14 protein-coding genes are annotated in these 17973 nt (G+C 53.0%); 5 read left to right on the forward strand and 9 right to left on the reverse strand.

Annotated features, from left to right (window positions below; all coding sequences use genetic code 11):
* Window positions 1-19 precede the first annotated feature (19 nt).
* Entirely contained in the window at window positions 20-565 is a 546-nt protein-coding gene (locus tag NNN64_RS08520; RefSeq protein ID WP_005125120.1) for an antibiotic biosynthesis monooxygenase, read from the reverse strand.
* A 172-nt stretch (window positions 566-737) separates the two neighbouring features.
* Window positions 738-1379 carry a hydrolase gene (locus NNN64_RS08525; protein WP_101700611.1) on the reverse strand — a complete coding sequence of 214 codons (642 nt, stop codon included), beginning with the start codon at window positions 1377-1379 and terminating at the stop codon, window positions 738-740.
* Between the two features lie 273 nt (window positions 1380-1652).
* Here NNN64_RS08525 and NNN64_RS08530 point away from each other — a divergent pair, with 273 nt between their 5' ends.
* On the forward strand, window positions 1653-2555 hold the full coding sequence (locus tag NNN64_RS08530; RefSeq protein WP_271441099.1) for a LysR family transcriptional regulator: 903 nt from the start codon (window positions 1653-1655) through the stop codon (window positions 2553-2555).
* Here the strand turns inward: NNN64_RS08530 and malZ are convergent.
* The 5 genes from malZ to phoB form a co-directional block, all read right to left on the reverse strand.
* Window positions 2549-4366, reverse strand: a complete 1818-nt coding sequence (malZ, locus tag NNN64_RS08535) for a maltodextrin glucosidase (protein WP_271441100.1) — start codon at window positions 4364-4366, stop codon at window positions 2549-2551. The genes NNN64_RS08530 and malZ overlap by 7 nt on opposite strands.
* A gap of 140 nt (window positions 4367-4506) precedes the next feature.
* A complete protein-coding gene (gene proY / locus NNN64_RS08540; protein ID WP_271441101.1) occupies window positions 4507-5880 on the reverse strand; it encodes a proline-specific permease ProY in 1374 nt (457 codons plus the stop codon).
* An 81-nt stretch (window positions 5881-5961) separates the two neighbouring features.
* Complete coding sequence (gene brnQ / locus NNN64_RS08545; protein ID WP_040232748.1) at window positions 5962-7281, reverse strand: branched-chain amino acid transporter carrier protein BrnQ; 1320 nt, start codon at window positions 7279-7281, stop codon at window positions 5962-5964.
* Window positions 7282-7688: 407 nt separating this feature from the next.
* Window positions 7689-8984: a phosphate regulon sensor histidine kinase PhoR gene (gene phoR, locus NNN64_RS08550; RefSeq protein ID WP_271441102.1), complete on the reverse strand. Its 1296-nt coding sequence runs from the start codon at window positions 8982-8984 to the stop codon at window positions 7689-7691.
* Window positions 8985-9034: 50 nt separating this feature from the next.
* Window positions 9035-9724, reverse strand: a complete 690-nt coding sequence (phoB, locus tag NNN64_RS08555) for a phosphate response regulator transcription factor PhoB (protein ID WP_003021496.1) — start codon at window positions 9722-9724, stop codon at window positions 9035-9037.
* 190 nt (window positions 9725-9914) lie between these two features.
* Here phoB and sbcD point away from each other — a divergent pair, with 190 nt between their 5' ends.
* The 3 genes from sbcD (at window position 9915) to araJ (ending at window position 15621) form a co-directional block, all read left to right on the forward strand.
* On the forward strand, window positions 9915-11117 hold the full coding sequence (sbcD, locus tag NNN64_RS08560; RefSeq protein ID WP_271441103.1) for an exonuclease subunit SbcD: 1203 nt from the start codon (window positions 9915-9917) through the stop codon (window positions 11115-11117).
* Entirely contained in the window at window positions 11114-14257 is a 3144-nt protein-coding gene (gene sbcC / locus NNN64_RS08565) for an exonuclease subunit SbcC (RefSeq protein ID WP_271441104.1), read from the forward strand. The genes sbcD and sbcC overlap by 4 nt, the downstream gene beginning before the upstream one ends.
* A 194-nt stretch (window positions 14258-14451) precedes the next feature.
* Window positions 14452-15621, forward strand: a complete 1170-nt coding sequence (gene araJ / locus NNN64_RS08570; protein ID WP_137384707.1) for an MFS transporter AraJ — start codon at window positions 14452-14454, stop codon at window positions 15619-15621.
* A gap of 4 nt (window positions 15622-15625) precedes the next feature.
* On the opposite strand, the gene mak is transcribed toward araJ, so the two are convergent.
* Window positions 15626-16534 carry a fructokinase gene (gene mak, locus NNN64_RS08575; protein ID WP_271441105.1) on the reverse strand — a complete coding sequence of 303 codons (909 nt, stop codon included), beginning with the start codon at window positions 16532-16534 and terminating at the stop codon, window positions 15626-15628.
* Window positions 16535-16625: 91 nt separating this feature from the next.
* Between mak and rdgC the strand changes: the two genes are divergently transcribed.
* A complete protein-coding gene (rdgC, locus tag NNN64_RS08580; RefSeq protein ID WP_137384658.1) occupies window positions 16626-17537 on the forward strand; it encodes a recombination-associated protein RdgC in 912 nt (303 codons plus the stop codon).
* 93 nt (window positions 17538-17630) lie between these two features.
* On the opposite strand, the gene ppnP is transcribed toward rdgC, so the two are convergent.
* Window positions 17631-17915, reverse strand: coding sequence for a pyrimidine/purine nucleoside phosphorylase (gene ppnP / locus NNN64_RS08585; protein ID WP_003021477.1), 285 nt, complete (start codon window positions 17913-17915; stop codon window positions 17631-17633).
* Window positions 17916-17973: the final 58 nt, after the last annotated feature.

The raw sequence follows: 17973 nt of genomic DNA on the forward strand, positions 1-17973 counted from the left end.
CAATCTCCTGAGAAACCGGTCAGGCTTTTTTCAGCCATCCGGCAAACAGACGGGTTACGATGGGCATCCACAACCAGACCACCAGCGCAACCACACAGGCATCATTAATCAGATGCAGGAGTAACGAGCCTTTCATTGAAGGCAGCAGAATACCGGTCAGCCACGGCACCAGGTTGGTACTGGGGAAAATCACCAGCAGCGTTATCAAAAACTGCTTCCAGCGTTTGGGCTGGCGTACATGGGGGGCTGGCGGAGTAAACCAGAAGGCCGCTTCGGTGCGCACTTCTGTTTTATCGCCTTCGGCCAGCAGCGGCGCAATTTCCTCGACCAGCTCCCGGCGTGTATCAGATTGAGTCCAGTTATACAGATGCTCAAGGGTGTCGAAACGGATAATGATGTTCCACAGGTTTTGTCCATCAGTGGGTCGAATGACATTCGCCCCAAGATGCCCGGGAAACTCGGCGGCCAGCGGCATGATTTTCCCCAGCCACTGCTCATAACGCTGCGCCTGGTCAGGCCGCAGGGTGTGAGTAATTACCAACGTCACATGTTTGTTCTGCGCCATGAAAGGTTCCTTGCTAAAGGGAAATTGACCTGCTTAAGCCATGAAAGCAATACACAATCATTCGTGAAACATCGAGGTGGCAAGATTGTGTAGCCCTGGTCACTTACATAAGTCAGTGACCAGGGTACGCAAACTAAGCCAACAAAGAGGCAACATGAAAAATGGCGTGTATTCAGGCTTTACGTTCCGGCGCGCCATGCACCATGGTATACGCGTAATCCACACCCATACCGTAAGCACCGCTGTGTTCACGCACCAAATCCATGACGGCGTCGTAGGTTTCTTTACGTGACCAGTCACGCTGATACTCCAACAACACTTGCTGCCAGGTGACCGGAACGGCCCCTGCCTGCACCATGCGATCAATCGAACGTTCATGAGCATCCACAGACGTACCACCGGAGGTATCAGTCACGACATACACTTCATAGCCCGCTTCCAGCGCCATTAACGCCGGGAACGTCAGGCAGACTTCGGTCCACAACGCGGAAATAATCAGTTTTTTACGCCCTGTCGCTGCTACCGCCTTAACAAAGGCTGCATCTTCCCAGGAGTTCATAGACGTACGTTCAATCGGTTTCACATCAGGATGAACGGCTAACAATTCCGGCCAGATATATCCGCTAAAACTTTTCGTTTCCACTGAAGTATAAATTACTGGAACATTGAATATTTTCCCGGTTTTGGCTAATGCAACGGTATTATTCTTCAATGTCTGGCGATCAATATTCGCCACACCAAATGACATTTGCGGTTGATGGTCAATAAAAATCAGCGTGGAGTTTTGAGGGTCAATCAGTTCCCGAATAGACATATCATACCTTCTTAATCAATAAGTTAAAAGGCAACGGTCTGTATCTGCCGTCAGCAGCAGGATCCTGAATCAGAAAGCTTGTTGAGTATAGCGGGAAATTTCTAACGAGTTATTAAAGAAAACTTACCATCCCGTGAAATTAATTATTTCACGTTGCGATATATCCCGGCCATCATCAAAAAAATACACATGACTCATCTAATTTATTCACTGGCATTGTTTTTCGTCGTTCGGTACAACAGAGGGGTTTAATTATCAGGATATTTTCTGCTTATGCGCCTCAATCTGGATGTTCTGCTGATCCTCGATGCACTCGACAAACACGGTTCTTTTGCCGCAGCGGCCGAATCGCTATTTAAAACACCTGCAGCACTCAGTTATATGATTCAGAAGCTGGAAAGCGATCTGAACATCGAATTGCTTGACCGTTCCGGACACCGGGCAAAATTCACCGACACCGGACGGATGATGCTGGAAAAGGGGCGTCTGCTGCTGAGTGCGGCAAAAGATCTCGAAAAGCAAGCAATACAGCTAAGTTCCGGCTGGGAAAAGGAGCTGGCAATCGCGCTCGATGACTCCTTCCCCTTTGCCACATTACTACCCATTATTGATGAATTTCATGCACTTAATAAACAAACTCGTCTCAACTTCACCCACCATACGCTGGCGGGTTCATGGGAAGAACTGACCCATAACGGGGCGGATATTATCCTCGGCGCAATTAATGAACCACCCACATCCGCCGCCTGGTCCTACAAAATGCTCGGCACGCTGGACAATGTCTTTGTCGTCGCCCCAGGACACCCGCTGGCGAGCGTGCCTGATGACCTGACGAACGAACAATTGTGCCTGCACCGGGCGATTGTTATCAGCGACAGCGCTCGCTTTTGCCACCCGTTACAGACCAACCTGATGGATGAACAGGCGCAGATTCGCGTCGATGATTTCCACAGCAAGGTGATGCTGTTGCGGGCGGGAATGGGTTGCGGATTTCTCCCCCGCCACATTGCCAGCCCATGGATTGCCAGCGGTGAACTGGTAGAAAAAACGGTTATCTCATTTCGTCAAAAAGACGTCGCCTATATGGCATGGCGCAATAGTAGCGAAGGACTGGCGCAGCGCTGGTGGCGAGAAACGCTGCTGGCCAGTGAGGAAATCGCGCGCTTGTATCAATGACTCATCCAGACTGAAGCCGATATTGCGGGCAGCGTCAGGATATCATCGACGAGTTGGCCTTTGCCCTCTTTGTGTTGCCATTGACCGACATAGAGCAACGGTGAGGCTGGCAGCACGACTTCACAAGCGTGACCGCGATTGATCGCCACCAACACGCGCTGGCGGTTCAGTACCCGCACAAACACCACCACGTTGTCCTCGGCATAAATCACCTGACAACCGCCATGGCGTAACGCCTGGCTCTGGTGGCGTAATTTTGCCAGTCGCTGGTACAACGCCAGCAGGTTAGCGTCCTGATGTTCAGGCTGCCACGGGAACGTCTTGCGGCAAAACGGATCGTTATTCCCGTCCAGCCCCACTTCATCACCGTAGTAAATACAGGGCACGCCAGGCCAGGTGAACAGCCACACTACCGCCAATGGCAGGCGGGCGACATCTTTTCCGAGCAACGATTTAAAGCGGGCGGTATCGTGACTATCGAGCTGATTGAACATCCGCAGCTGCTGCTGGTGCGACAGGCCCGCGCGGTAGTTATCCATCCACGCCATACAGGTCTGGGCGTCAATCGACTGCGGATCGTAAGAGATATCAGTATTCGCAAGAAAGCCCCAGACAGGAAAGGTAAAGCCGCGATAGTTCATAGCAGCATCTTCAGCATCAGCCTGTAGCCACTGACGGGCATCGCCGAAATGCTCACCCACCACATACGCTTCTGGCCGGGTTTCCTTCGCCGCCAGCGTAATTCCGGCGACATGCTGCAAGTTGTTACGTGCGCCCCCCGCCTCGCCCAGCATATGCACGACATCCAGTCGCCAACCGTCCATACTCCACGGTGCTTTTAGCCAGTGGCGAACAATACTGTCTTCGCCACGATAAATTTCATTCACCAGGCTTTCAGAGGAAAAGTCCAGTTTGGGTAGGCTTGAGTACCCCAACCAGTCCAGCGCAACCCCATCATCAGAGAAATGGTACCAGTCGCGCCAGGGGGAATCCGGATGATGACACGCTCCATCCGTCCCGCGATTATGCCGGTCAAACCAGGCATGTGAGTCGCCGCTATGATTAAAAACACCGTCCAGAATCAGGCGTATCCCCTGCTGTTGCGTGTTCTGCCGCAAGCGCAGCAACGCCCGATCGCCGCCAAACTGCGGATCAACATGGCGATAATCTTCAGTATCGTATTTATGTACACTTGGTGCGGTAAATACCGGATTCAGGTACAGCGCCGTTACCCCTAACGTCTTCAGATACGGCAGTTTCTCGCTGATGCCGTCCAAATCTCCGCCATAAAACGTCGAACCACCGGCCTGAGCAGTGAGAGGTTCATCCCAGTCACGTCGCACAATATCCTGTCCGGCAGCGTGATGGTAATACACATTATCCTGGCCTGCATCGCGCGACAGGCTGCGGGCAAAGCGATCCGGGAAAATCTGATAAAAAATCTGATCGGCCACCCATTGTGGACCATTATCTGGCACATCGACGGCAAACTGCTCCAGACGCGCAGGCGGAAAGCGGTTGAATCCCTGCGGGGTGAACCACAACTGGCGATCGAGCCACAGTAATTTAAAGCTATAGCGTCGACGGGGCTGCCCGCGGGTAAGATCGATCGCCGCGCGCCACACGGTGACACCTGGGTGCGGTTGACTACGCTGCTTGTGCATAGCTAGCGAAATCTCTTCGTTATCGTTTTCTGCGCGTAACGTCACCCGCTGAGGAGGATTTTCCCCTGCCAGCCATAACGTAATCGTCAGTTGATCTTTGTTTTGCTTCACAAATGGGGCAACCGGAAGGTGCCAGGCGTTCAACATCACGTATCCCCTTTGATGATAATGACGACACCTTGCCATAGCGAAGTGCAGGATCACTCATCATCTTAACGTTTATTGGGGGAGGAGCGCGGGGGAGGAGATGTTGCCGGGTGACGACACTGTCTTACCCGGCAAACAAATTACTGTACTTCTGCCAGTTGACGCTCACGGCGGCGTTTGAATACCCAACCTGCCAGCAGCAGGAGAATCCACGCAAAACCGACGTACAGCGAAATGCGGGTATCCGGATGATAGCCGATAAGCGCAATAATAAAGACCAGGAAAATCAGGCCAACAATGGTCGTCGTTACCCCACCCGGTACTTTAAACTTCAGCGCGTTGACTTCTTCCGGCGGCAGTCGACGACGGAAAGCAATCTGCGACAGCAGGATCATGATCCACACCCAAACCGTGGCGAACGTTGCCAAAGAGGCGATCACCAGGAAGACGTTTTCCGGCATGATGTAGTTTAGATATACCGCAAACAGCAGCGCGATGGTCATCACCATCACCGTGACCCACGGCACGCCGCGGCGCGAGGTTTTGGCGAACATTTTCGGGGCACTGCCCTGCTCCGCCATGCCGTGCAGCATACGGCCTACACCGAATACATCAGAGTTAATGGCTGACAGCGACGCAGTCAGAACCACAAAGTTGAGAATGCCCGCCGCAAAGGTAATGCCCATGTGCTGGAATGTCATAACGAACGGGCTGCCGTCTGTGCCGACCTGGTTCCACGGGTAGATAGACATAATGACGAACAGCGTCCCCACATAAAACACCAGAATGCGCATGGGGACAGAATTGATGGCGCGCGGAATAGATTTTTCCGGGTCTTTTGCTTCACCCGCGGTAATCCCGATAATCTCAATCCCACCGTAGGCGAACATCACCATTTGCAGCGACATCACCATGCCGAGCCAGCCGTTGCTGAAGAACCCGCCGTTGCTCCACAGGTTATGGATGCCGGTCGGTTGCCCACCGTTGCCAATCCCCCAAATGATAATGCCGAAACCAGCAACAATCATGATGATGATGGTGGCGACTTTGAAGAACGAGAACCAGAATTCCAGCTCACCAAACACCTTCACGCTCATCAGGTTGATAGCGCAGATAATCAGCACGACGCTGAGTACCCAAATCCAGTGCGGTACGGCCGGGAACCAGACGCCCATATAAATACCGAAGGCTGTCACGTCGGCAATAGCGACAATCAGGATTTCAAAACAGTAGGTCCAGCCGGTAATGTAACCAGCCAACGGTCCAAGGTTTTCCTGCGCATAGCGCGAGAAAGAGCTGGCTGCGGGGTTATGGACTGACATTTCGCCCAGCGCACGCATAATAATGTACGCCGCGACGCCACCGATAATATAGGCCAACAACACGCTCGGCCCCGCCATTTTGATGGCATCGGCTGAACCGTAGAACAGCCCGGTGCCAATTGCTGAACCTAATGCCATAAAGCGAATGTGCCGGGTGCTCAGCCCACGCTTTAGCTTGTTATTACTTTCCATCGATTCCTAACCTGTTAACACAATAAAAAAACCACGGGGCCATATTAATAGCCCCGTGGTTAAAACTTATTGTCAGTGATATTAGTGTGCGCTGGAGGTCACTTGTCGACCCGCTGCGCGATCCCAGATAACGGCCAGGACCACCATCACGACTGTTGGCATCAACCACGCCAGCCCTTGTTCTGCCAGCGGTAAACGCTGGGTCCAGGCTGGTAAGACATCGCCAATTGCAGAAGCTTTAATGCCATCAAGGATACCAAAAATCAGGCTGATAAACATCGCAGGTGCAATGACGCGGGAAGAATTATGCCACCATGAGCGGGTAAAGCTTAATACAACCAGTGCGATACATGGCGGATAGATAGCCGTCAGCACCGGAATAGAGATCTGAATCAGATGGCTCAGGCCCAGGTTAGAGACCACCATCGAGAAGCCGCCAAGGATAAACACCAGCGTACGATAAGACAGTGGAACATACTGTGCGAAGAACTCAGCGCACGCACAGGTCAGGCCAACCGCAGTGACCAGACAAGCGATGAAAATCAACGCCGCCAGCAGGAAACTGCCTGCACCACCGAAGGTGTGCTGAACATACGCATGCAGAATTGCCGCGCCGTTAGCAGATTGATCGACCAGCGTCGCACTGTCTGAACCCAGGCGGAACAACGCGAGGTACAGCAGCGTTAAACCCACGCCCGCCATCAGACCCGCCCAGACGGTGTAACGGGTCAACAGACGCGCTTCGGTAACGCCACGCGAACGAGCTGCGTTCACAATAACAATACCAAATACCATCGCACCCAGCGTATCCATCGTCAGATAGCCGTTCACAAAACCATTCGAGAAAGCTGCGTTTTGATAGGCTTCCATCGCATTGCTGATAGGGCCCGCTGGCCAGACAATCGCCGCCACGGAAAGCACAACCAGTGCCAGAATTTTCAACGGAGCAAGGAAGTTGCCCACGGTATCCAGCAGTTTGCCGGGATACAGTGACACCAGAATCACAATCGCGAAGTACACCACGCTGTAGATGAACAGCGGCAGCGCGGAATCACCGGTCAGCGGTGCAATCCCAACTTCGAACGAAACCGTTGCGGTACGCGGCGTGGCGAATAACGGCCCCACGGCCAGATAGCAGACGGTAGCCAGCAGCAGACCGGCAACTTTACCGATAGGCGTGCTCAGGCTGTCCACGCCGCCGCCCACTTTCGCCAGTGCGACCACGGTAAGTACCGGAAGGCCTACAGCGGTAATCAGGAAGCCAAAGGCTGCGGTCCAGACGTGTTCGCCTGCCTGCAAACCAACCATTGGGGGGAAAATAATGTTACCTGCACCAACGAACAGTGCAAATGTCATAAATCCCAGAGCGATAATATCGCGCGATTTTAACTGATGGGTCATAAAGTCTTACTGCCTGTGGATGTGGTGTTGAAAACGTTTAATTTTCTGCCTTTCCCTGCGGGATGATACAGCGGCATTTTTAAGCAATTCCAGCGGGAAATTCTCCCTGCCTGGCGCGGCGAAGAATAGTTTTTCGATTTACCGCGTAAATGCAGTCGGTATGACAGCATTTGATGCGCAATTTAAACGCTTATAACGTTTTAAAGCAAGGTGGGATCTAAAAACCAGAACAATATAGCGATATGAAAAATTGAGCTAGCACAAAACACCATTCCCTGGAAAAAGACATGGGTAATCATGCGAACAAAAAACAATCAAACGTCGTAAAATTCAGGATCTGTTTATTGACTACAATAAAAAAAGCCAGCTTGCGCTGGCTTTTGGAAAGATAAGCTTACGAATACGTTTCAACCGTTATTTTTGGCAATTAAACGTTCCGCGAGCACAAAACTAAATCGTGTCCCTTTGCCTGGGGTGCTGTCGATATTCAAACGGCTGTCGTGATGATGCAGGGCATGCTTCACAATCGCCAGTCCTAATCCGCTCCCCCCCGTTTGTCGGGATCGTGCTTTATCTACACGATAAAAACGCTCAGTCAGACGTGGAATATGCTCAGCAGCAATCCCCGGACCGTTATCTTCCACGCTAAACTCCGCTCCCGACGCCACATGCTGCCAGCGTACGGTAATATGCGTTCCCGCAGGCGTGTGATTCACTGCGTTATACACGAGGTTTGAGATTGCGCTACGCAGTTGTTCTTCGTTGCCCCGCACATGCAGTTGGCTATCAACGTCAAAAGTAAACGTGTGTTTATGCTGGCTCAGCGTCTGTGCTTCGTGTTCAACCACGCGCAGCATCATCGGCACATCCACCTTTTCATTGAGCATCATCGCCGGTGCGGCTTCAATTTTCGACAGTGTCAGCAACTGCTTCACCAGCCCTTCCATACGGTAGGTTTGCTCACGCATGGTATGCAGCGCTTTTTCTCGCGTCGTCCCTTCCAGCGGATGCTCCTGCATCATCTCCAGATAACCTTGCAACACCGTCAGCGGCGTGCGCAGCTCATGGCTGGCGTTGGCGAAAAAGTTACGTCGGGAACCTTCCAACTGGTGCATCTGCGTAACATCACGCGCCACCATCAGCAATTGCTTATCGGTGTAGGGCATTACACGAATTTCCAGATGCCGTCCGGTGTTGAGTACCAGATTAATTGGCCGACTAAAGTCGCGTGTTTTCAGATACAGCGTAAATTCCGGATAGCGCAGCAGGTTAAGAATGTTTTGCCCGCTATCATCCGGCCAGCGTAACCCTAAAACCTGCTGTGCCAGTCCGTTACACCAGAAAATCCCGCCTTCTTCAGTGGTCAGTACCACTGCGTCAGGCAGAGATTCGGCACCGCTGCGAAAGCGTTTAATGAGGTTGCCCAATTCGCGACGGCGCTTTTTGTTACGCAACTGCATTTGATGCAGGCCGTAGAGCAGTGGCTCCCAACTGCCACGACCCGGTGGAGGCGTCATACTCCTGTCGACCCACAGCCACCAGGACAAACGCAATAAATTCCAGAAATGCCAAATAAGCAGGCCCGTTACCGACGCCAGTAAAAACCAGGGTAGATAACCAAAAAAAGCGCTAAGGATAAAAGCCGGTATGCAGCAGAGGATCAGCTCCAGTACCAGCCTTTTCCATGACAATCGTTCAAGCAAACGTCTTACTCCATTTACAGCCTAATCCCTCAGGCTCTTATTACCTGCAGTCAGAAGCGGGTCGAAAAGCGATATCCAGTCCCGCGTACCGTCTGCACCATACGATCGTGTCCGCTATGCTCCAGCGCTTTACGCAACCGGCGAATATGCACATCGACCGTCCGGTCCTCTACATATACGTTGGTTCCCCACACATGATTGAGTAACTGCTCGCGGCTGTAGACACGCTCAGGATGAGTCATAAAGAAATGGAGCAATTTGAATTCGGTAGGTCCCATATCCAGCGGGTCCTCACCGGTCATCACACGGTGCGAGGTAGGGTCAAGACTCAGCCCTTGCATCTCGATAACCTCTTCCACCGCCATGGGGGAAATACGTCGTAAGACGGCTTTAATACGCGCCACCAGCTCCTTCGGGGAGAACGGCTTAGTAATATAGTCATCCGCGCCGGTTTCCAGACCCCGTACACGGTCTTCTTCTTCACCGCGCGCCGTCAGCATCATCACGGGGATATCCCTCGTCATCGCTTCCCGCTTGAGGTGTTTAATAAACTGTAGACCCGAGCCGCCGGGAAGCATCCAGTCAAGCAGGACGAGATCCGGCCAGGGTTCATTAAGTTGGTTCACAGCACTGTCATAGTCTTCGGCTTCTACGGGTTGAAAACCGTTTTGCTCGAGCACGAAGCAGACCATTTCACGAATTGGAGCTTCATCTTCTACGACCAGAATACGTCTCGCCATGATTTGCCCTGTTTATAATTAAATCGTTTGCCATCAATACCGTGGCATTATGCGTCACTTTTATGACAGATTTATGAAAAGATAGTCCAGGTTTAACGCAGCCAGGCGAATTATGACAGCCCGGAAACAAGATATTACCGCCCTTGCAAGGTTATAATCTCCGCCATCGTTTTTTTGTCATGGAACTCTTATGCGCATCCTCCACACGTCTGACTGGCATCTGGGCCAAAATTTCTACAGCAAGAGCCGCGCCGCTGAACACCAGGCCTTTCTCGACTGGCTGCTGGAAACGGCACAATCCCATCAGGTGGATGCCATTATTGTGGCAGGTGATATTTTTGATACCGGTTCACCGCCAAGCTACGCCCGCGAGCTGTATAACCGTTTTGTTGTCAATCTACAGCAAACGGGCTGTCATCTGGTCGTGCTGGCAGGAAACCATGACTCCGTTGCCACACTCAATGAATCCCGCGATATTCTGGCGTTCCTCAATACCACCGTCGTGGCCAGCGCGGGCCACGCGCCGCAAGTGCTCCCTCAACGCGACGGCACGCCGGGCGCGATCCTCTGTCCGGTTCCTTTTTTACGTCCACGTGACATCATTACCAGCCAGGCGGGGCTAACCGGTCACGAAAAACAGCAGCATTTATTAGGTGCAATCACCGACTATTACCAACAGCAATATCAGGACGCCTGCGCGCTGCGTGGCGACCAGAATCTGCCGATTATTGCGACAGGGCATCTGACCACCGTCGGCGCCAGTAAAAGTGACGCCGTACGTGATATTTATATTGGGACGCTGGATGCTTTTCCGGCACAAAACTTCCCACCAGCGGATTACATCGCGCTGGGACATATTCACCGGGCACAGGTCATCGGCGGTACAGAACATATTCGCTATTGTGGCTCGCCAATTGCACTCAGTTTTGACGAGTGCGGCAAAAGCAAATGTGTCCACCTGGTGAGCTTTGAAAACGGTAAGCTGAGCGCCGTTGAAAACCTCATCGTGCCAGTAACCCAACAGCTTGCCGTGTTGAAAGGCGATTTAGCGACAATTAGCGCACAGCTGGAACAATGGCGTGGCACGCATCATGAACCGCCGGTGTGGCTAGATATAGAAATCGCGACCGATGACTATCTGCACGATATGCAGCGCAAAATCCAGGCCCTGACCGAAGACTTACCGGTAGAAGTCTTATTGGTGCGGCGTAGTCGTGAACAACGCGAGCGCATCATGGCCAATGAACGGCGCGAAACGTTGAGTGAATTGAGCGTGACGGAGGTGTTTGACCGCCGTCTGGCACTGGAAGAACTCGACGATCCACAGCGTGAGCGTCTGAATCACCTGTTTAGCAGAACCTTACACACGCTCGCCGGGGAGACCGAAGCATGAAAATTCTCAGCCTGCGTCTGAAAAACCTCAACTCCCTGAAAGGGGAATGGAAAGTTGATTTCACGGCAGAGCCTTTTGCCAGCAACGGGCTATTTGCCATCACCGGTCCAACCGGTGCCGGGAAGACCACCCTGCTGGACGCCATTTGCCTCGCGCTGTACCACGAAACACCACGACTCAATACCGTATCGCAGTCGCAAAATGACCTGATGACCCGCGACACGGCGGAATGTCTGGCCGAAGTTGAATTCGAGGTCAGAGGCGAAGCCTATCGTGCATTCTGGAGTCAGAACCGCGCGCGCAATCAACCAGAAGGTAACCTGCAGGTTCCGCGTGTCGAACTGGCTCGCTGCGCGGATGGCAAAATTCTCGCCGATAAAGTTAAAGACAAGCTGGAAATGACCGCCGAACTTACCGGCCTGGACTACGGACGCTTTACCCGTTCTATGTTGCTGTCTCAGGGGCAGTTCGCTGCTTTTCTCAATGCCAAACCGAAAGAACGCGCCGAGCTATTGGAAGAACTGACGGGGACCGAGATTTATGGACAAATCTCCGCCATGGTGTTCGAAAAACATAAAGCGGCGCGCACAGAGCTGGAAAAGCTACAGGCGCAGGCCAGCGGTGTTGCCCTGCTCGCCGCAGAGCAGGTACAGTCCCTGACAGAAAGTTTGCAGGTACTTACTGACGAAGAGAAACAGCATCTTATCCGTCAGCAAATCCAGCAACAGCATCTCAATTGGCTCATCCGACAAAATGAGCTACAGGCAGAAGTAAGCCGCCACCAGCAAGCCTTACAGACCGCAAAAGAGGCGCAAGAAAAAGCACAACCGCAGTTGGCGACACTTAGCCTGGCACATCCCGCCAGAGCGTTGCGTCCGTACTGGGAGCGAATTCAGGAACAATCCGCCACGCTCAGCCGAACACGACAGAATATTCAGGAAGTGAATGCTCGCTTACAAAGCAGCTTAGCGCTGCGTGGGCGCATCCGTCAGCAGGCACAAAAACAGTCGACAACACTGCTCACCGAACAGCAGACGCTAACCGACTGGCTGAACGAACATGACCGTTTCCGCTTGTGGAGCAGCGAACTGGCGGGATGGAAAGCGCTATTGGCACAGCAATCTGACGCTAACGAACAGCTACGTCAGTGGCAAAAACTCCGCGACAGCGACGTACGCAAGCTGGATGCACTGCCGCTTCCCTCGCTGACCCTTAGCACGCAAGAGGTCACGGTAGCGCTGGCGCAGCACGCACAGTTGCGTCCATTACGCCAGCAACTGAGCAATCTGCATGGACAAATTGCGCCGAAACAAAAACAGCTGGCACAGCTACGCACCACAATTCAGCAGCGCCAGCAGGAGCAAGCGCAACGCAACGCGGCCCTGGCCGAAAAACGTCAGCGTTATAAAGATAAAAATCAGCATCTGACTGATGTAAAAACGCTCTGCGAGCAGGAAGCACGGATTAAAGATCTGGAAAGCCAGCGTGCTTTACTGCAATCCGGACAGCCTTGTCCGCTTTGCGGCTCCACCGCGCATCCGGCGATTGAGCGCTATCAAACGCTCGAACTGAGCGTGAATCAGACCCGGCGTGAAGCCCTGGAAAAAGAGGTCAAAACGCTGGCCGATGAGGGGTCAACGCTACGCGGACAGCTCGACGCGATAACCCAACAGCTACAGCGCGATGAACGCGAGGTACAGACGCTTTCTCAGGAGGAGCAAGCACTTACTCAAGAGTGGCAGGCGCTGACTACCCGTCTGAACATAACGTTACAACCGCAGGATGATATCGCCCCCTGGCTTGCAGCCCAGGAGGAACACGAACAACAGCTTCACCAGTTGAGCCTGCGTCATGCCCTGCAGGCACAAACTACTGCGCATTCCGAACAGATAATCCAGCTTCAGCAGCATATTGAACAGCGGCAGACGACGCTTCTGGCTGAATTAGCCCGCTACGGTCTGTCACTTCCTGCCGATGACGAGATCACCGCCTGGCTTAACGCACGTGCGGGCGAAGCGCAGGTGTGGCAACGTCGCCAAAATGAGCTGACCGAGCTCCAGGCGAAAATGGCACAGCTTGTACCATTGCTGGAAACATTGCCCGAAACCGGCATAAATGAAGAAACAACAGAAAGCCTGGCGCTGGAAAACTGGCGGCAGGTGCACGATGACTGCCTCTCGTTACAGGGCCAGTGGCAGTCGCTGCAACAACAGGAAGCGCAGGAAGCTCAACGCGCAGCAGAAATTCAGGCACAGTTTGATAGCGCATTGCAGGCCAGTGTTTTTGACGATCGCGACGCCTTCCTTGCCGCCCTGCTGGATGAAGAAGCATTTAACCATCTTGAGCAGCTTAAGCAGTCGCTGGAAGGCCAGCTACAACAAGCGCAAACGCTGCTTAACCAGGCTCAGCAGGCGCTGGCAACGCATCAGCAGCAACCGCCTGTCGGCGCGGATCTCACACTCACCGTGGACTATCTTCGCGATGCACTGGCACAGCTCACGCAACAACTGCGGGATAACACTACGCGCCAGGGTGAAATTCGCCAGCAGCTCAGGCAGGATGCCGAAAACCGCCAGCAGCAGCAGACCCTGATGCAAGAGATTGAAAAGGCCTCACTGCAGGTCGAAGACTGGGGCTACCTGAATGCGCTGATCGGCTCGAAAGAAGGTGATAAATTCCGCAAATTTGCCCAGGGACTGACGCTGGATAACCTGGTCTGGTTGGCCAACAATCAGCTGACCCGCCTGCACGGTCGCTATCTGTTGCAACGCAAGGCCAGTGAGGCGCTGGAACTCGAAGTGGTGGATACCTGGCAGGCCGATGCCGTGCGTGATACCCGCACGCTCTCCGGCGGCGAGAGCTTCCTCGTGAGCCTGGCGCTGGCGCTGGCGCTGTCCGACCTGGTCAGTCACAAAACACGCATTGACTCCCTGTTCCTCGATGAAGGCTTTGGCACGCTGGATAGCGAAACACTGGATACCGCCCTCGACGCGCTGGATGCCCTGAACGCCACTGGCAAAACCATTGGCGTGATAAGCCACGTCGAAGCGATGAAAGAACGTATTCCCGTGCAGATCAAGGTTAAAAAAATCAACGGATTAGGCTACAGCAAACTCGATAAGATGTTTGCGGTGGAGTAATCAACCAACGGATGTGGATTCACGAGCCGGATGTGCGTAAGCACCATCCGGCATAATACATAGCACGATCGTGAATACACAAAGACGGATATGAAATGGCAATCTCTTTTTCTTATCCGCAAGCTATCCCTTTATTGGCGGCGAGCATTCGGCGCTGTGGCGCACATCCTGCGTCTTTATTGTTGGCAGGTAGTATGAAAAAAGTCATTTTCTCTTTAGCCCTCGGGACGTTTGGGCTGGGCATGGCCGAGTTTGGCATTATGGGTGTATTAACCGAACTGGCGCGTGACGTGGGCATTTCCATCCCCGATGCTGGCCATATGATTTCGTTTTACGCCTTTGGCGTTGTCATCGGCGCCCCCATTATTGCCGTGTTTTCCAATCGTTTTTCGCTCAAGCATATTCTGCTGTTTCTGGTCACTCTGTGTGTGGTCGGTAACGCCATCTTCACCCTCTCTTCCAGCTATTTTATGCTGGCGGTAGGTCGGCTGGTCTCCGGGTTTCCACACGGGGCATTTTTTGGCGTCGGCGCGATTATCCTGTCAAAGCTGGCGCGTCCTGGTAAAGTCACCGCTGCCGTAGCGGGTATGATTTCCGGCATGACCGTCGCCAATCTGATTGGCATTCCCGTTGGCACCTGGCTGAGTCAGACGTTTAGCTGGCGCTACACGTTCCTGCTGATTGCCGTGTTTAACATCGCCGTTATTCTGTCGGTTATGTTTTGGGTACCCAACCTCCGCGACGAAGCAAAAGGCAGGCTACGCGAGCAATTTCACTTTCTGAAAAGTCCCGCACCGTGGCTCATTTTCTCCGCCACCATGTTTGGGAACGCCGGTGTTTTTGCCTGGTTCAGCTACGTAAAACCCTACATGATGTACATCTCTGGTTTCTCCGAAACGCTGATGACTTTCATCATGATGCTGGTTGGGCTGGGGATGGTGTTGGGCAACTTGCTGAGCGGACGACTGTCTGGTCGCTACACGCCGCTACGCATTGCGGTAGTAACCGATTTTGTGATTGTAGTGGCCCTGCTGCTGCTGTTTGCATTCGGCGGCATCAAAGCCGCCTCGCTGACGTTCGCCTTTATTTGCTGTGCGGGACTATTTGCGCTATCAGCACCGCTGCAAATTTTACTGCTGCAAAACGCAAAGGGCGGTGAACTGCTGGGCGCGGCCGGAGGGCAAATGGCCTTTAATCTGGGTAGCGCAATTGGCGCTTACTTCGGCGGCTTAATGTTGACGCTGGGCTTTGCCTACAACTACGTCACGATCCCTGCGGCGCTACTGTCTTTTTCCGCGATGTCATCACTGCTGATCTATGGTCGTCTGAAGCGCGGTGTGCAACAGGTTGCACCCGCGACGTAAACGTTTATGCCTGCGGCCACAGCCAGGCCGCGCCGCGCACACCACTGGAGTCACCGTGTAACGCCTTGCGCAGAGGCGTTTCACACTCACCGCCAAAAACAAACTGCTTAATCAGTGACGGAACGTTTTGGTACAGCCTGTCGATATTGCTCATTCCCCCGCCCAGCACAATGACATCCGGATCGAGAATATTCACCACATGCGCTAGCGATTTCGCCAGACGTAATTCGTACCGACTCAGCGCCTGTTCCGCCAGCGCATCCTGTTCGTTTACCAGACGGATAATGTCACTGCCTGTTAGCGGATTTCCGCTCAGGCGATGATAATCAGTGGCAAAACCCGTCCCTGAGATAAAGGTTTCGATGCAGCCTTGTTTACCGCAATAGCAAGGCACCTCTTGTCGATAGCGCAACTCATCATCATCCATCCACGGCAGTGGATTATGCCCCCACTCGCCCGCCGTGCCATTACCACCGGTATGCGCCCGGCCATTGAGCGCCACACCGGAACCACAGCCGGTACCAATTATCACCGCAAACACGGTCTGCGCTCCCGCGGCTGCGCCATCGACCGCTTCAGACACCGCCAGGCAGTTAGCATCGTTTGCCAGGCGGACTTCACGGTTCAGTCGCGTACTCAGGTCTTTGTCAAAGGGTTGTCCATTGAGCCAGGTCGAGTTGGCATTTTTCACCACCCCGGTATAAGGCGAAATTGAACCGGGAATGCCCATCCCCACGGTGCCCGTCTTCCCGGTAGCTTTTTCCGCCATCTCCACCAGCGCGGCGATGGTTTCTATGGTTTGTCGATAATCATCACGCGGCGTCGGCAGGCGATAGCGAAAAAGCTGCTCACCCGCATCGCCAAGCGCGATAACTTCCGTTTTCGTACCGCCTAAATCGATACCTATACGCACGGTTTACTCCTCTTCCCGATTAACAATGCAAGCATAGCGACAATTCGCTATCATGCCCGCTGGATTTAACGACAAGGCCGTGGAAATTATCATGCTGTGGTTCAAAAATTTAATGGTTTACCGTCTTAGCCGCGATGTTTCTTTGCGTGCCGAAGAGATGGAAAAACAGCTGGCATCAATGACATTCACCCCTTGCGGTAGCCAGGATATGGCAAAAATGGGCTGGGTTCCGCCGATGGGATCGCACAGCGATGCATTAACGCATACCGCCAATGGCCAAATTATTATCTGCGCCCGCAAAGAAGAAAAAATTCTGCCGTCGCCGGTTATCAAACAGGCGCTGGAAGCAAAAATAGCCAAACTGGAAGCTGAGCAGGGTCGCAAGCTCAAAAAGACCGAAAAAGACTCGCTGAAAGATGAAGTGTTGCACTCATTGCTGCCGCGCGCCTTTAGCCGCTTCAGCCAGACAATGATGTGGATCGACACCGTCAATGACCTGATCATTGTCGACTGTGCCAGCGCAAAGAAAGCAGAGGACACGCTGGCACTGCTGCGTAAAAGCCTCGGTTCACTGCCGGTTGTCCCGTTGACGATGGAAAACCCAATCGAACTGACGCTGACCGAATGGGTCCGTTCCGGCACGACGGCGCAAGGTTTCCAGTTACTGGATGAAGCCGAACTGAAAGCGATGCTGGAAGATGGTGGCGTGATCCGCGCGAAGAAACAGGATCTGGTTTGCGATGAAATTGCCGTACACATCGAAGCAGGCAAACTGGTCACCAAGCTGGCGCTCGACTGGCAGCAGCGTATTCAGTTTGTCATGTGCGACGACGGTTCCATTAAGCGTCTGAAGTTCAGCGATGAACTGCGCGATCAAAATGAAGACATCGACCGTGAAGACTATGCTCAACGTTTTGATGCCGATTTCATCCTGATGACGGGTGAACTGGCCGCGTTGATTAAAAGCCTGGTGGAAGGTTTAGGCGGCGAAGCACAGCGCTGAGTGACGTCGTATTACCCGATGCCACCCCTTACGACTTATCTGGCCTACAATAGGCGTAGGCCAGATAAGTGAGTACTATCAGGCACTAAACAATTACAAATAGCGGCAAAGATAGGATGTTGGCTCTGCCACTTGCAGATGAAATTCGCTGTTGCCCGGTACGTTAAACACGTCCCCTGCGGCATACACTTTCCACTCAGTTTCCCCCGGCAGTAACACATTTAACGCACCGCTTACCACCGTCATCTCTTCAGGTGCCGCTGTACCAAAGGTGTATTCACCTTCCGCCATAACGCCAACGCTGGCGCGGCCAGTACTGCTGCTGGTAAAACCAATCGATTTTACTTTGCCGGAAAAGTATTCATTACTTTGAAGCATACAACTGGCCCTATCTCGTGATTAAGTTGATAACCAATATAGGGGCCTGACGTTGTAG

Source organism: Citrobacter sp. Igbk 14, assembly GCF_028069825.1.
Lineage (GTDB): Bacteria > Pseudomonadota > Gammaproteobacteria > Enterobacterales > Enterobacteriaceae > Citrobacter.

What these genes read in the sequence shown, in the direction of transcription:
- NNN64_RS08520 (WP_005125120.1), bottom strand. Translation starts at nt 565, where the DNA reads ATGGCGCAGAACAAACATGTGACGTTGGTAATTACTCACACCCTGCGG.
- NNN64_RS08525 (WP_101700611.1), bottom strand. Translation starts at nt 1,379, where the DNA reads ATGTCTATTCGGGAACTGATTGACCCTCAAAACTCCACGCTGATTTTT.
- NNN64_RS08530 (WP_271441099.1), top strand. Translation starts at nt 1,653, where the DNA reads ATGCGCCTCAATCTGGATGTTCTGCTGATCCTCGATGCACTCGACAAA.
- malZ (WP_271441100.1), bottom strand. Translation starts at nt 4,366, where the DNA reads ATGTTGAACGCCTGGCACCTTCCGGTTGCCCCATTTGTGAAGCAAAAC.
- proY (WP_271441101.1), bottom strand. Translation starts at nt 5,880, where the DNA reads ATGGAAAGTAATAACAAGCTAAAGCGTGGGCTGAGCACCCGGCACATT.
- brnQ (WP_040232748.1), bottom strand. Translation starts at nt 7,281, where the DNA reads ATGACCCATCAGTTAAAATCGCGCGATATTATCGCTCTGGGATTTATG.
- phoB (WP_003021496.1), bottom strand. Translation starts at nt 9,724, where the DNA reads ATGGCGAGACGTATTCTGGTCGTAGAAGATGAAGCTCCAATTCGTGAA.
- sbcD (WP_271441103.1), top strand. Translation starts at nt 9,915, where the DNA reads ATGCGCATCCTCCACACGTCTGACTGGCATCTGGGCCAAAATTTCTAC.
- sbcC (WP_271441104.1), top strand. Translation starts at nt 11,114, where the DNA reads ATGAAAATTCTCAGCCTGCGTCTGAAAAACCTCAACTCCCTGAAAGGG.
- araJ (WP_137384707.1), top strand. Translation starts at nt 14,452, where the DNA reads ATGAAAAAAGTCATTTTCTCTTTAGCCCTCGGGACGTTTGGGCTGGGC.
- rdgC (WP_137384658.1), top strand. Translation starts at nt 16,626, where the DNA reads ATGCTGTGGTTCAAAAATTTAATGGTTTACCGTCTTAGCCGCGATGTT.
- ppnP (WP_003021477.1), bottom strand. Translation starts at nt 17,915, where the DNA reads ATGCTTCAAAGTAATGAATACTTTTCCGGCAAAGTAAAATCGATTGGT.